Origin of the sequence: Streptomyces sp. NPDC087440, from assembly GCF_044744005.1 — a bacterium.
Classification (GTDB): Bacteria; Actinomycetota; Actinomycetes; order Streptomycetales; family Streptomycetaceae; genus Streptomyces.
The window spans coordinates 278,952-294,819 of record NZ_JBIUXN010000001.1; the positions used below are offsets into that span (position 1 = coordinate 278,952).

General features: G+C 73.4%; 5 protein-coding genes. 2 read left to right on the forward strand and 3 right to left on the reverse strand.

All coding sequences use genetic code 11. The features are described from left to right. Positions 1-36: 36 nt before the first annotated feature. Positions 37-4,236: an amino acid adenylation domain-containing protein gene (locus ACIO3O_RS01160; RefSeq protein ID WP_401740368.1), complete on the forward strand. Its 4,200-nt coding sequence runs from the start codon at positions 37-39 to the stop codon at positions 4,234-4,236. Continuing rightward, entirely contained in the window at positions 4,233-13,964 is a 9,732-nt protein-coding gene (locus ACIO3O_RS01165) for an amino acid adenylation domain-containing protein (protein ID WP_401740370.1), read from the forward strand. Before ACIO3O_RS01160 ends, ACIO3O_RS01165 begins: the two co-directional genes overlap by 4 nt. Before the next feature lie 32 nt (positions 13,965-13,996). Here ACIO3O_RS01165 and ACIO3O_RS01170 read toward each other — a convergent pair whose 3' ends face one another. The 3 genes from ACIO3O_RS01170 to ACIO3O_RS01180 form a co-directional block, all read right to left on the reverse strand. Beyond that, positions 13,997-14,563: a GNAT family N-acetyltransferase gene (locus ACIO3O_RS01170; protein WP_401740372.1), complete on the reverse strand. Its 567-nt coding sequence runs from the start codon at positions 14,561-14,563 to the stop codon at positions 13,997-13,999. A gap of 202 nt (positions 14,564-14,765) precedes the next feature. Continuing rightward, entirely contained in the window at positions 14,766-15,044 is a 279-nt protein-coding gene (locus ACIO3O_RS01175; RefSeq protein ID WP_401740375.1) for a DUF3253 domain-containing protein, read from the reverse strand. Between the two features lie 102 nt (positions 15,045-15,146). After that, positions 15,147-15,683, reverse strand: coding sequence for a type 1 glutamine amidotransferase domain-containing protein (locus ACIO3O_RS01180; RefSeq protein WP_401740378.1), 537 nt, complete (start codon positions 15,681-15,683; stop codon positions 15,147-15,149). Positions 15,684-15,868 lie beyond the last annotated feature (185 nt).

Here is a 15,868-nt window from a genome sequence, read left to right on the forward strand (position 1 = left end):
GCCGACGGCAGCTCCCGCGCAGTGGAAGAGTTGGCCTTGACCGCGTACCAGAAGCCCCGCCATTCCACCCCCGAGTCCCCTCGTGGCACCACCCCCGAGCCACCGGCACGTGGGACAGCCGCCGAGCGGCATTCCGACACCCCCTCCCCCGCACAGCAACGACTGTGGCTGCTCGGCCAGTTGCAGAGAACCGGCCGGGCGCACCATGTCGCTGTCGAGTTGACCGGCACCCTGGACCGGGGCGCCCTGTCACGGGCCCTGGACGCCCTGATCGACCGCCACGAGGTCTTGCGTACCCGCTTCGCCACCGTGGCGGGCGCTCCGCACCGACGGGTGGCCGCGCTCGGCACGGGCTGGCCACTCGCCGTGCGGGACCTGTCGGCACTGCGTGACATCGATGTCGCGGAGCAACTCCGCGCGGTGGAACACGAGATGGCGCGGGAGCCGCTCGACCTGGCGGTGGACCTGCCGGTGCGCGGCTGCCTGGTGGTGCTGGGCGCCGAGCGGCACGTACTCCTGCTGACACTGCATCACATAGCCGTCGACAGGTGGTCGGTGCGGGTCCTCCGGCGCGACCTGAGCGCCTTGTACGGGGCGTTCCGGGGCGGGGCGAGCGGTTCGGGCGGGGCGCACGGTTCGGGTCGGACGGATGCTTCTGACGGGGCAGCGCGTTCGCTCGTCCTGCCCGAGCTCTCCGGGTGCTACGCCGACCACGCCGCACGTCAGCAGGAGTGGCTGGACTCCGATGCCGCGGAGGCCCAGCGCGCCCATTGGCGGGAGACGCTCGCCGCGATGCCCGAGGTTCTGGAACTCCCCACCGACCGGCCCCGGCCCGCCGAGCAGGACCACCGGGGCGGGCGGGTACCGGTCCTGCTGGACCGCGAACTCACCGCCGCACTGGCTGAATTCAGCCGACGCGAGGGTTGCGCGGTCTCCGACCTGGTGCTCGCGGGCTGGGCCCTCGTGCTGGGGAAGCACGCCGGGCAGGAGGACCTGGTCATCGGGGCGCCCACCCCCGGCCGTGGACGCACCGCCGAGGAGCATGCCGCACGGGCAGGGCTGGTCGGCCCCTTCGACCAACTGCTCCCCCTTCGGGTCGACCTCGCCGGACGGCCCACCGCGGCCGCCCTGGTGCGGCGGGTGCGGGACGTGGTACAGGCCGCCGAGGAGCACGCCGAGCTGCCGTTCGAGCAGCTCGTGAACCTCGTCGGACCGGCCCGGAGCATGGCCCGGACCCCGCTGTTCCAGGTCCTGTACGCGTGGCAGGAAGAGAGATCCGGGCCCGAGGGTGCGGAGTGGGCGCTGCCCGGCCTGCGGGTGACGCCACGTCAGACCGCTTGCCCGACAGCCGTGTTCGACCTGGCACTGTCGCTGCGCGAGGCCGACGGCTGCGTCGAGGGCGAGCTGGACTTCGCCTCCGCGCTCTTCGACCGGGCGACCGCCGAGCTCTGCGTACGCCACGTGCGGCAGGTACTGGCGCAGTTGGCCGCCTTCCCCGAGCGGCCTGCGGACGAGCTTCCGCTCCTGGACCAGGAGGAGCGTCGGCAGGTGCTGCTGGAGTTCAACGACACCTTTCTGGCGAACGACGAGCGCGGCCTCGTGGAGCGCTTCGAGGCGCAGGTGCGGGAGCGCCCTGAGCAGACCGCCGTGGTGCACCTCGGCGAGCGGCTCGACTACGCGGCCCTCGACCGGCGGGTCAATCGGCTGGCGCACGCCCTGCTCGCGCGGGGCGTGACCACCGACACGGTCGTCGGGCTGCACACGGAACTGTCCGTGGACATGGTGGTGGGGATACTCGGCGTGCTGAAGGCAGGCGGCGCGTACCTGCCCCTGGACCCCGCGCTGCCCGCCGAGCGGCTGGCCGGGATGGTCGAGGACTCGGGCGCGACGGTGGTGCTGACCAACGTACCTGTGCCGTACGAGGGTTGGCTGTCGGTGTCCGCACTGTCGGCCGGGAGCGGCGGGACGGGGGACGCGGGTGACACGGCCCCCCGGGTCCCCGCCGCCCGGCCGGAGGACCTGGCCTACGTCATCTACACCTCCGGCTCCACCGGCAGGCCCAAGGGGGTCGCCGCCACCCACCGGGGCATCCTCAACCTTCTCGACCACTGGACGTCCGAGTTCGGCACGACGCCGGGGCTGCCCTCCGCGATGTGGCCGTACTTCTCCTTCGACGCCTCGGTGCAGGAGTTCCTGCTTCCGTTGACCACGGGCGGTGAACTCCACCTCGTTCCGCAGGACGTGCGTGACGATCCGGGCGAACTGATGGCCTGGCTGGACGAACAGCGGATCGTGGACGTACTGCTGCCGCCCGCCTTCGTGAAGTGGATCTGCGAAGCACCGGACGAGAGGCTCGGCACGCTTGCCCTGCGCTGTATACGCACCGGGCTCCAGCCGTTGTCCGAGGAGAGCCTGTACCGCATGGAGCGGGCGCTGCCGGGACTGCGCGTGCTCAACGGGTACGGGCCCACGGAGACGGCCCTCTACTGCACCTCCTACCTCGGTCCGCGCCCGCTCGCCCGCCAGGCCCCGATCGGCCGTCCGGTCGCCAACACGCGTACGTACGTCCTGGACGAACGCCGCGAGCCGGTGGCGATCGGTGTGACGGGCGAGCTGTACATCGCGGGGGCGGGGCTGGCCCGCGGCTACCTGAACAGCCCCGGACTCACCGCCGAACGCTTCGTGCCCGACCCGTTCGTGCCCGGTGAACGCATGTACCGCAGCGGGGACCTCGCCCGGTGGCTTCCGGAGGGGAACCTGCTGTACGTCGGCCGGGGCGACCATCAGATCAAGCTGCGCGGCTTCCGGGTCGAGCTCGGCGAGATCGAGGCGGCGCTGCTCGACGAGCCGGGCGTGACGCAGGCGGCCGTCCTCACTGATCTCGACGCGAGCGGGGAACCCTACGTGGTGGCGGCGACGGTCACGCGGGACGGGTCCGGATGCGAGGAGCCCACCGCACCTGGTGCCCACTCCGCACCCGGCGCGTTCGGCGACTCCGAAACGGCAGGAGCGTCCGACGCCCCCACCGTCCCCCGCACCCCCGCCCAATGGCGTGCCGCGCTCGCACGGCGGTTGCCGAGCCATATGATCCCGGCCTTCTTCGTCGAGCTGCCCCACCTGCCGCAGACCCCCAACGGCAAGCTCGACCGCACCGCCGTCCTGGAAGCCGCCCGGGTCGCGCGACCCTCCCAGGTGAACCAGGAAAGTCCGCGCGACCAGATCGAGTTGACGTTGTATCAGATATGGCGGGGCCTGCTGCTGCACCCCGACATAGGCATCCGCGACAGCTTCTTCGACATCGGCGGTACCTCCATCTCCGCCATCAAGCTGGCGCATGCCCTTCGCGAGGAGTTCGGGCGGTCGCTGCCGGTCCGCGACCTCCTGCTGCACCCGACCATCGAGGAACTCGGCGGGCTGCTGCGCCGCACATCGAGCGGCCCGCCGCCGAGCAACCTGCTCACGTTCCGTCCGGGTGAGCCCGGACACGGGCAGGTCGTGTGCGTGCACCCGGCGGGCGGCACGGCCTTCTGCTACCTGTCCCTGGCCAAGTCGCTGCCCGACGCCTTCGGCGTCCACGGCATCCAGTCGCCCGGCGTGAACCCCGGCGAGAGCTTCCTGCCCTCGGTGGACGCCATGGCCGCGGCGTACCTGCAACTGATCGAACCGCTGCTCGCCGACGACGGCCCCCTGGTCCTGACCGGACTCTCCTACGGGGGCCTGGTCGCGCACGAGATGGGACGGCTGCTGGCCGCGGCGGGTCGCGACCGGCTGAGCGTGGTGCTGCTGGACACCCCCGGCAGCGACGCCGACGACGACCCGGCGGCGCGCGCGGCGGCCGAACCGGTCGACCTGGCGGAGTTCCGCTCCAAACTCATCAGGTTCAACGGCATGTACCCGGGCATCGACGACGCCCAGATCGAGCAGTTCTTCCACCTCTACAACCACAACCGGCGCACCACCGTCGACCACAGCGCCTCCGTGACGGCGGCGCGCACGGTCCTCATCCAGGCGGCCGAGGGGGCGACCGCCGAGGAGCTGGACGGGGTCCGCTCGTTCTGGCAGCGGCGCGCCGGCGGCTCGTACACCGTGCAGACGGTCGGCTGCGGCCACTGGGACATGCTGGAGTCCGCCGAGCTGCCTCGGGTCGCGGCCACGATCGAGGCGGAACTCGCGAGGTCCGGTGCGGTGCCGGGCAGTGTCCTGGGCGCGCAGGCCGGAACGGTGGCGCAGGCATGAGCGACACGTCACGTCCGCGCGTCGACAGCACCCCCGCACGCCTCGTGGCCGAGAGCGCCCCGGCTCGCGTTCCGGCGGAAAGCCCTGCTCCCGGCCTGGCCGCAGCCGTGCTGGACGGGGCCCGCCGCCACCCGTCGGAGCTCGCCGTCCTCGACGGTGCGCGGCGTCTCACGTACGCGGAACTCGACGCCCTGAGCGCAGCCGTGGCCCAGGTGCTGCACGCGCACGGCGTGCGCCCCGGTCAGGCCGTGGCCGTGTGCCTCCCGCGTTCCTGGCACCTCGTCTGCGTCATGCTCGGTGTGCTGCGCGCCGGGGCCGTGGTCGTTCCGCTGGACGCGCAGAGTCCGCCGGAGCGGCGCCGGTACGTCCTCGCCGACGCGTCGAGTGCCGTCGTCGTGCACGCCGACGCGGAGTCGGCCGCTGCGGATGGCGAACTGCCGTACGGGACACAGTCGTTGACCGTCGACGAGCTGCTTGCCGGTTCCGGTGCCGCAGGATGGACCGACACCACCGCCGCCCCGGTCTCCTTCCTCTTCTACACCTCGGGCAGCACCGGCCGCCCCAAGGGCGTGGAGGTGCGCGACGCCGGTGTCCTGCGACTGGCGAGCCCCGGGTACCTGCCGGTGGTCGAGGGGGCGCGCTACGCGTGCCTGTCCAACCCGGCGTTCGACGCGCTCAGCTTCGAGGTGTGGGTCCCGCTGCTCACCGGCGGCTGCTGCGTGATCGTCCGTGACGAGACCGCGCAGACCCCCGAGGTCCTGGCGGCCGAACTCGAACGGCTGCGGATCGACGTCCTGTTCGTCACCGTCGCACTGTTCAACGCGGTCGTCGACAAGGTCCCGCACTGCTTCTCCGGCATCGGACAGGTGCTCGTCGGCGGCGAGCAGCTCAACGCGGGGCTGATCCGCCGCTGGTACGCGCACAACAGCACCAGCGCGACCCAGCTGCACAACGTGTACGGTCCGACCGAGGCCACCACCTTCGCGCTGTGCCACCCGATCCCCCGCGACCTCGCCGCGGACGTCGTCCCGATCGGCCGCCCGCTCCCGGGCACCCACGCTCTCGCGGTGGTGGACGGCAGCCGGGCGGCGGAGCCCGGAGAGGTCGCCGAACTCCACCTGGCAGGCGCGGCGTTGGCCGCCGGGTACCGCAACCTGCCCGAGGAGACCGCACGCCGCTTCGTGACCCTGCCCTGGTACGACGGCGGGGCGCGCCTCCACTACCGCACCGGCGACCTGGTCCGCCGCGACGCCGAAGGCCGTTTCACCTACGTCGAACGGGCCGACCGGCAGGTCAAGGTGCGCGGCTTCCGCATCGAACCGGGCGAACTGGAGCGGTGCGTCACCGCCCATCCCGCCGTCCGGCAGGCGTACGTGTGCACCGACCGGGACGCGTACGGCGTCAATGAGCTGCTCGCGTACGTCGTCCTCGGCGCCCCGCTGTCGTACGAGGACTTCGCCCGGCACCTGGCGGAGGGCCTGCCCACGTACATGCGGCCGCACCGGGTGCATCTGGTGGACGCGCTGCCGCTGAATTCCAACGGCAAGGTGGACCGGGCCGCGCTGCTGCGCCACGACGGCCCTCCCTGGCGGGCCGACCGGGAGCACCCCGAAGAGGCCCACCGGGAACTGACGCCGGTTCAGGCGGAGTTGCTGCGTCTGGCCGGGGCCGTCACCGGCGTCGACGACCTGCGCCTGTCCGACCGGTGGACCGCAGTGGGCGGCGACTCCCTGAAGGCGCTGCGGCTGCGTTTCGAGGTGCGACGACGCTGGGCGGTGGAGCTGCCCCAGGCCCTCGTCCTGCGGACGGACCTGGCCGGGCTGGCCGCCGCGATCGACGCGGGGGCAGGGGCCGGGGGTGGCGCGAGCCCCTACCCCGTCCCGACTGCTGCCGCCGGTGCGCGGTCCGCGCCCGCCACCGCCGAGCAGGAGCGGCTCTGGCTCCTCCAGCAGCAGGACCCCGGCTCCCTCGCCTACCAGGTGCCGCTCGCCTTCCGGGTGGCGGGCGAGCCGGACCTCCCGGCGCTGCGGCGGGCCCTGCGCGCGCTCGTGGCCCGGCATCCGGCGCTGCGGACGTCCTTCACGGCAACGCCGACGGGGCTGCGCCAGACGGTGGGCGAGCCGTACGACCCCTGGTGGGCGGCGACCGACCCCGCCGGGATGTTCACCGAGCCGTTCGACCTGTCCCGCCCCGGCCTGCTGCGGGCGCGCTGGACGCCGGACGGGGAAAGCAGCTCCCCCGGCGGCGAGTTGGCGCTCGCACTCCACCACATCGCCGTGGACGGCTGGTCGTTGAACATCCTGTTCCAGGACCTCTCGGTGCTGTACGCCGAGGCGTTGAGCGGTGCGGCCCCCGCCGCGGAATCAACGGGCGCCCCTGCCCCGGCACACACTCCGCTCGATTTCGCCGTATGGCAGCGGGAGTGGTGCGCGAGCGAGGCGTACGGGAAGCTGCGGTCCGAACTGCGTTCCCTGCAGGCGGAGTTCGCGGCCGAGGCCGTCGACGCGTCCCTGCACGGACCGCTTGAGCCCGTGCATCCGGTTCAGGACTCCGAGCGGCCCACGGGACGCCTCCTGCACACCTCGCTCGACGCCGGACGGCGCGCCGCACTCGACCGGCTCTGCGGCGAACTCGGCCTCACCCGGTTCCAGGTCCTGCTGAGCGTGTACGCCTGGAGCCTGTACGGCGTCACGGGTCGCACCCGGCTGCGCCTGGCGGGCCCGGTCGCGGGCCGTCCGGTGGCGGAGTTCGGCGACGGGGTCGGCATGTTCGCGAACACGGTGCTGCTGCCGGTGGAGGTGGCGGCCGACGAGCCGCTGCGTGCGCAGATGCTGCGGCTCGCCGCACGGGCGCGGGCCGTCCTGGACCGGCAGGAGGTGACCCTGGCCGACGCGCTGGCCGACCTGCCCGTGCCCGCCCGCACCGGAACGGAGCGCCGGACACCGTTCGACTTCCTGTTCGTGCTGGAGAACACGGACTTCGGGGCGCTGACGCTTCCGGGCTGCGCCGTCCGCCCGCGCTGGGTGGAACCGGCCGCCGCCAAATGCCCCCTGACGCTCTCCGTGCTCGCGCCCGGCACGTCCTCGGTCGGTGAACCCGGAGACGGCGACTCCGGCCGCTCCGGGCTCGACTGTCTGTGGGAGTACGACGCCGCCCACTTCGACGCCACCGAGGTCGCCGCCGTCGCCGGCCTCTTCGGCCGGGGCCTGGACCTCCTCACCCGTGCGCCCCGCCCCGACGGCCCGGCCCCCACTCCCGGCGCGCTCGTCGCCCCCTACCGGGACCGGCTCCCGGACCCCGGGCGCGCGGACCCCGTGCCCCTGGCTTTCACCACCGTCGCCGAGGGTTTCGCGCGGCAGGTCGCCCGTACGCCCGAGGCGATCGCGCTCGTCATGCCCGACGGCGACCGGACTCTGACGTACGCCGAACTTGATTTCCAGGCAGCGCAGTTGGCGGCCACACTCGCCGCCGCGTACCCGTCGCCGGTGCCGGACGACGGCGCGTCCCGCTGTGTCGCACTGCACCTCGCGCCCTCGGTCGAGCACGTGGTGGCGCTGCTCGCCCTGGCCCGGCTCAACCTGACCGCCGTACCGCTCGACCCCGCCTACCCGCCCGCCCTGCTGCAGCAGATCCTGGCCACGGCCGCCCCGCTGTGCGTGCTGGTGCCGCCGGACGCCGTGGGCGATCCGCTGGCAGGCGTCGCACCGCCGTCGTTGCCCAGGCGTCCGGTGGTCCTGGCGCGGGAGCGCGGCGCGGGGTGCGCGCCCGGGGTCACGGCGCGCACACCGCATGCGGCGTCGCGTCCGCTGTACATGCTCTTCACCTCGGGGTCGACAGGAACCCCCAAGGGCGTACGGGTGCCGGACAGCACCCTGTGCAACCTCATCCAGTGGCAGCAGGAGAGCGGGGGCCTCGCCGCGGCCGCCGTCACGCAGCAGTTCTCGATGCTGTCCTTCGACGTCTCGTTCCAGGAGGTCTTCAGCACGCTGTGCGGCGGCGGCCGCCTGCATCTGGTGCGCCCGCGGTGGAGGCAGGACGCACCGGCGCTGCTCGACCAGTTGGAGTCCTCGGGTGCGCAGCGCCTCTTCCTGCCGTACGTGGCGCTGCACGTGCTCGCCGAGCACGGCGTGCGGCTCGGCCGCTATCCGTCCCGGCTGCGTGAAGTGGTCACCGCGGGAGAGCAGTTGCTGTGTACGGACGCGATCAAACGCTGGTTCGCGGGCATGCCGGGCGCCCGGCTGTTCAACCACTACGGGCCGACCGAGACCCACGTGGTCAGCGCCCTGTGCCTGGAGGGCGACCCGGCGAACTGGCCACAGCGCCCGGCCGTCGGCCTGCCGGTGGCGGGGGCCTGGCTGCGCGTGGTGGACGACAGCGGCAGGCCGCTGCCGCCGGGGCGCCCCGGGCACCTGCTGATCGGCGGCACGATGGTCACCCGCTGCTACCCGCAGGACAGCGGCCTCAACGAGGAGCGTTTCGTCGAACTGCCCGGTGCGGGCACCTTCTACCGCAGCGGCGACCTGGCCCGCTTCGACCGGGACGGCCTGCTGCACTGCCTGGGCCGCGACGACCAGCAGATCAAACGGAGCGGCTTCCGTCTGGAACTGGGCCAGATCGAAGCCGCCCTGCTCCAGCATCCGCACGTCGTCAACGCGGTGGTGGTGTGCGACGACGACACCGGGCCGCAGGACGGGGTGCGGATCGTCGCGTGCCTGGAGGCCGGGTCCGAGGTCCCGTCCCCCGCGGACCTGCACGGCCATTTGGCGCCGTTGCTGCCTTCGTACGTACGCGTGGACCGCTTCCGCGTGCTGGCACGGCTGCCGCTCGCCCCGAGCGGAAAGCTGGACCGGCGGGCCGCTCTGCACGCGCCCGGGGAGGAACTGGGTCCGCCGGTTGCCGCCCGCCCGGCGGCCTCCGTGGCGCTGTCGGTGCGCGAGGCCCGGCTCACCGAACTGTTCGAGGAGGTGCTCGGCCTTCCGATCGGACGCGACGAGCGCTTCTTCGACGCGGGGGCGACCAGCCTGGGCCTGATGCGTTTCCACCTGCGCTGCACGGCCGAACCGGAGCTGCGGTTCTCGATCCCGGACCTCTTCGAGCACGTCAGCATCGGGCGGCTCGCCGCCTTCCTGGACGGCACGTCGACCGAGGACACGGCAGCGTGCGAGGACACTCGGCCGTACGCGGCGGCGGAAGCGTCGGCGTCCGACGCCGCCGAGCCCGTGGCCGTCGTCGGCATGGCGGTTCGCGTTCCCGGCGCCGACGACCTGGCGGCCTTCTGGGAGTTGATACGCGGCGGAGCCCGGGGCATCGAGCACTTCGACGCTCCGGAGGGCGTCGTCGGGGCCCGCAGCCAGATGTCGGGGCTGCTGTCCTTCGATCCGGAGCACTTCGGCATCAGCCGCCAGGAGGCCCGGCTGATGGATCCCCAGCAGCGCCACCTCCTGATGAGCTGCGTCCAGGCGCTGGCGCACGCCGGGATCAGCGGGACGTACCGCGGCGGCGCACGTCGCACGAACGGCCCGAGGGTGGGCCTCGTCGCGGGCTGCGGCGAGAACACCTACTTCCAGGCCATGCTCCGCGACGCCGATCCCGAACGGCTGCCCGACGGCTTCCAGTTGGCCCTCCACCACGACAAGGACTTCCTCACCACGAAGGTCGCCTACCACCTCGACCTGTCCGGGCCCGCCTTCACCGTGCAGGCGGCGTGCGCGAGCTCCCTGGTGGCGGTGCACGTGGCGGGCGGACTGCTGCGGCAGGGCGACGCCGACGTGATGCTGGCGGGCGGAGTGCTCGTCGACACGCTGCTCACCGACGGCTACCCCCGTCGCACGCAGCACATCTTCTCCGAGGACGGGCACTGCCGGGGATTCAGCGACGACGCCACCGGCACCATCGGTGCCAGCGGAGTGGGCGTGGTGGTGCTCAAACGGCTGCGCGACGCCCGGCGCGACGGCGACACCGTGTACGCGGTCCTCCGCGGCTCCGCCGTCAACAACGACGGTGCGCAGAAGCTGAGTTACAGCGCTCCCTCACTGCCCGGCCAGCGCGAGGTGATCGGTGCGGCGCTGCGCCGCAGCGGGCGCACCGCCGCCGACCTCGGGTACGTGGAGGCGCACGGCACGGGGACCCCGCTGGGCGACCCCGTCGAGGTCGGAGCGCTCCGCCAGGCCTTCGGCCTGGCGGGGAAGGACCGGTGCGCGCTGGCGTCCGTGAAGAGCCAGATCGGGCACCTGGGTGCTGCCGCGGGAGTGGTCGGTCTGGTCAGGGCCGTCCTCGCGATCCACCACGCGGTGATCCCGCCGCAGGTCGACTTCCGGCGCCTCAACCCGCAGATCGGCCCCGACGCGGCCCCCTTCCGCATCCCGGTCGAGGCCGCCCCGTGGCCGACGGGGCGGCCGAGGGTGGCGGCCGTGAGCAGCTTCGGCATCGGCGGTACGAACGCGCACGTGGTCCTGGAGGCGGACGCACCGCCGACGGGCGGGGCCGACGATCCCCAACGTGCCGTTCCTGCCTGCCTGTTGCTCTCCAGCAGGAGTCCGGAGGCCCTGCGTGAGGACGCGGCGCGGATCGCGGACCACCTCGACGGACGTCCGGAATCGTACGAGCAGGTCCTGCGCCATCTGCAGGCCGGACGTCCTGCGCGGCGCTGGCGGGTGGCGGCGGTGTGCGACGACGCGTCCACTGCGGTGGCCTGGCTGCGGACGGTCGCGGACGGCGGGACACGGCCCACGGCGGTGCCCGAGCAGGGGCGTGGTCCGGGCGAACGACTGCCCACGGACCCGGTGACCACGGACCCGGCCCCCTCGGACCCGGTGCGCGTGGAACTTCTGGCCGCTGATCTCCTCCACGCCGACGAACTCACCCCTGCGTCCCTGGCCCGCGCCTGGGCGGACGGCCGTGAGGTGCGCTGGGCCGCGGGTCCCGCCCAGGCGCCCTGGGACTTCCCGCCGCCCGCGTTCGCCCTGGCGGAGTACGACTTCGAGCGGGCCCGCCCGGGCGCGGACCCCATGGAGCCCGCGGGCACCTGGCCTCAGCGCCTCCCCGAGGACCGGTGGCTGCACCAGCCGCACTGGGTGCGGCTGAGCCGTGCCGGACACGAGCCCGCTCCCGGCGGCGCGGACCGGCGGCCCCTGCTGGTGGTCATGGCTGCCGTCCCGCCGACGCCCGACGCGCTGCGCCCCTTCGAAGCGCTGTACGACCGGGTCGTGCTCGCGGTCGCGGCCGAGGGGTTCGCCCCGGCGGGCGTGGACCGGTTCGAGGTGGATCCGGCCGACCCGGACTCCCTGCGCCGTCTGTTCGAGGCGGTCGTACCCCCCGTACCGGACCACCCGGTGGTCGACTGGCTGCACGCCCTGCCGCTCGCCGACGCGGAACCGGGACCGCTCGGCACCGCCGCACTCGCGCGGGCACGGTGGGCCTGCCTGGACACCCCCGCGGCACTGCTGCGGGCGGCCGCCGGGCCGCTCCGTCGCGTACACCTGCGACCGTGGTGGCTGTCGTACGGCGCCCAGCCGGTCGAAGGACCCGTGGAGCGGCCCGAGTCGGGACTGCTCGCGGGTGCGGCGGAGGTGCCGGCGCAGGAGGGCCTCGGCGACGGCCGCTGGCTGGACCTTCCCGACGGCGGGCTGGGCCGGTGGGTCCCGGCTCTGCTGGGCCTCCTGACCGCTGCGGCAGCGGGCCCCGATCGTGTTGCGGGCAAGGTCGACGCACCCTCCGACGCCGTCCCGCTGCCCCGCCGCCTCGCCCTTCGGCAGGGCTACTGGTGGCACCAGGCCCTTCTGCCGGTCGCGGTTCGCGAACCGGCGACGCGCTCCCCGCTGCTGCCCCCGCCGGGCACGCAGGACCGGGCGACGTACGTCGTCCTCGGCGGCACCGGGGGCGTCGGCGGGTCGCTGGCCGCACACCTGCTCGCCGAGGCGCACTGCCAGGTCGTCCTGGTGTCGCGGCACGCGGAGCTTCCCTCCGTCCTCGTACCCCTGGCGGACCGCGTGGAGTGGGTCGAGGCCGATCTGGCGACCGCGGCCCCCGAGGAGGTCCTGGCCCTGCTGGAGGAGCGCGCGCCGCGGATCGACGGCATCGTGCACGCGGCGGGCGCACCCGGCGGCGGGCTGCTGACCGGCCGCGACCGCGCGGTCATGGCGCGTACGACGGAGGCGAAGCTGCGCGGTGCGCTGGTGGTCGAGCAGGTGATCGCCAGGTACCGGCCCGCGTTCGCGGCGTACTGCTCGTCGATGTCCGTCCTGTTCGGCGGTGTGGGCCAGTTCGACTACGCGGCCGCGAACGGGCTGCTCGACGGCTTCGCCCGGTACCGGTCCGGGGCGGCGGAGAGCACGCTGCGCATCGCTCTGGACTGGGACATCTGGAGCGAGGGCGGGATGGCGGTGCACGCCCCGCACACGGATGCCCGGCACCGGGCCCACCTCGCGGTGGGCATGACGGCCGCCGAGGGGAGCCGGGTGTTCGGCCGGGCGCTCGGCCTGCAACTGCCGCACGTGATGGTGTCCACCACGGACATCGACCGGGCGGGCGTCTTCTACGCGGGTTCGGAGCGGCAGGCAGGGCCGGAGCGGCCCGACGCTCCTGGTCCGTCCCTCACTCCCGCCGACCCGGCCGTCGCCCCCGCCGCACCCGCCGGGCCGGACCCCGCTGCCCTGCTTTCCGGCTGGCTGTGTCAGTGGCTCGGGCTGGACGACGGGGAACTCGATCCGGATGTGAGCCTGTACGACCACGGTGCCGATTCCCTCACGATGATCGACCTCGTCACGAAGATCGAGAGCCATTTCGGTACGCGGATCGAGCTTTCCCGCCTGAGTCACCGCGTCAGCCTCGACGAGGTCCTCGGCCATCTGCGCCCACCGGACCCCGTCCCCGCGCCCACGTCCCCTCTCGCTCCCGCTCCCGCTCTTCAGGAGCACGTCACCCTGGAGGTGTGGCAACACGGCACGGGCCGCGACCTGGTGTGCCTCGTCCACCCCGTGGGCGGGGACATCCAGGCCTACCGTGCCCTGGTGTCGGCGCTCGGCCCGGACCTCACCGTCTGTCTGATCGCCGACCCGGCCCTGAACACCGACGACGCCCGTGGACCCGCCCTCTCCCTCGCGCAACGGGCCCACACCTACCGCACCGCCCTTCAGCGGAGTTTCCCGCACGGGACATGGCGCTGGCAGGTGGCGGGATGGTCCTTCGGCGCGTGGGTGGCCCACGCCATGGCGGCGGAGGCCGAGGCGGCCGGTCGTCCCGTCGAGGGGCTGCATCTGCTCGATCCGCCTCCGCCGGACGCGTCGCCACGCTTCCTCACGTACGACGAGCAGGGCATCGAAGCGGTCTTCGCCCAGGAGCTGCGCCTCGGGGCCAGGGCTCGGGAGGCGGTCGGCGGGGAGGCCACCGTGAGCCGCGCCGCCCAGACCTATGCCGAGCGCCTCGCGCGCTGCTGCCGCGCCAACCTCGTGGCCATGTCACAGCACACGCTGCCCCGGCTGGTGCGCACCCCGTCGTACCTCTGGCTGGCCGCCGACCCCGTGCCGGGCCTCCCGGACCTGGGCTCCCCGAGCAGTCAACTGGCGCTCTGGAAGGCGGGGTTGTCGCCGATCGAGGAGTCCAGGGTGCTCGACACCACGCACTACGGCATCGTCCGTCCGCCGCACACGGACGCGGTGGCCGCCGTGGTGCGCACGGCGGTGAAGCGTGCCGCCGGGACCGAGGGAGAGGTGGTGGAAGGGAGGCGCTGAACCGGGCCCGGCACGGGGAGGGCTGGCGCCGATCACACCCGCAGTGCGCCCTGCCAGTCCTCCTGGGTGATCTCGTACTCGACGGTGCGCAGGTCGGCGCCCGGCGGGAACCACTCGGCGTTCGCCTCGAATTCCCGTACGCGACGCAGCCCGAGGCCGGTCAGCGTCGCCTGCGAGCCGGTGTTGGCCACCGCCCCCATGGCGCTGACGCGGGTCAGCCCGAGGTCCTCGAACCCGTGGCGCAGCAGTTCCCGGGACCCCTCGCTGCCGAGACCCTGCCGCCAGTGGCGGCGCAGGATCTTGCACCCGAGTTCGGCATGGCCCGCCGTCGGTTCCTCGTCGCCGTGTCCCGGCGGCCGCAGCAGCCAGTACCCGGCGAACCGCCCGTCGACGAACCCGGCCCAGTACCCCAGACCGGCGACGCGCTCCGCGTCCGCGAGGTTTCCGCGGAGCGCCGCCTCCACCTGCTCACGGCTGCGGGCGCCGCCGAGGTGCCGCATCACCTCGGGGTCGGCGTCGAGTTCGAGCTGATGCCCCAGGTGTTCGGCGGACAGCGGGACCAGCCGGAGCCGTTCGGTGTGCAGGGTCGCTTGTGACATGGCACGGAGCATCTCAAACACCCGATCGGGTCGGCGTCGGCGGGTGGCGTCAAGGAGGTGGCCGGTTTCGCGGGCAGGTGATGGCGGGCTTCGGCGCGGTCCGGGTGTGCGGGTCGGCGCCCGCGGTTCGGGTGTGCGGGAGGAGGGTTCTGAGCAGCCGGGGGGGGCTCCAAGAAGTGGGACACAAACAGCGGAAAGTGTCCTACTTTCGGCGGATGCGGATCGGGCCCCGGATGTCTTCCGGGTCGACGGGGCGGCCGGACCGGGTGATCTCCACCTCCCCCGCCGCGGCCAGGCGCCGGGCCGCACGGCGGACCGGTTCCATGAGGGCGCGCCAGCCGTCGTCCTCGCCCTGGTAGACCGCGCGGGCGGCGTCGGAGGGGCAGATCGTGGCGGCGGGGGCCCGCTGGTCCAGCAGATCCAGGATGGCGCGTTCCAGGCGCTGGTTCAGCTCGGGAGGTGCGGACTCGTCGGCTGTCATTTCGCCAGTGTGCGTGCACCGGTCACGGGGTGCCCGTCCGCTCGCGCCGTGCGGCCGGGGCGGCGGGCCCCTCCGTGGCCCGTCGACGGTGTCCTCCGCCTCCTACTTCTTGCCGAATTCGCTGACCAGCGCCTCGCAGAACGCCTTCAGGTCGTCCGGCTTGCGGCTGGTGATCAGGGTGTTGGGGCCGCCCGTGCAGATCTTGACCTGCTCGTCCACCCAGGTGCCGCCGGCGTTGCGGATGTCGGTGCGCAGGCTGGGCCAGGAGGCCAGCGTGCGTCCGTGCAGCACATCGGCCTCGATCAGCAGCCACGGGGCGTGACAGATCGCGGCGACCGGCTTGCCCGCGTCGAAGAACGCCTTGGCGAGGGCGACGGCCTTCTCGTCCAGCCGCAGCGCGTCCGGGTTCGCGACGCCGCCCGGGAGCACCAGGCCGTCGAAGTCCTCCACCGACGCCTCCCCCACCACCTGGTCCACCGGGAAGGTGTCGGCCTTGTCGAGGTGGTTGAAGGCCTGTACCTGGCCGGTCTCGGTGGAGACGAGAACAGGGGTGCCGCCGGCGGCGCCCACTGCCGCCCAGGGCTCGGTCAACTCGACCTGCTCGATGCCCTCGGGGGCCACGAGGAAGGCGATGCGCATGAGTAACTCCTTGTCGTTTCCGGCCGGCGCCGAGGCGCCCGGCTCCGCGTGCACGACCCGTTTCGCGGTCCGTGACGGGCGTGCAGCGTTCTGCCCGCCCTCCCACACGTAACCGATTCACACCAAAAGATGCATATCGCCGCTGGTGCCGGAGAGCGGGCGGGGCGCGGGGCAGTCGCCGGGGG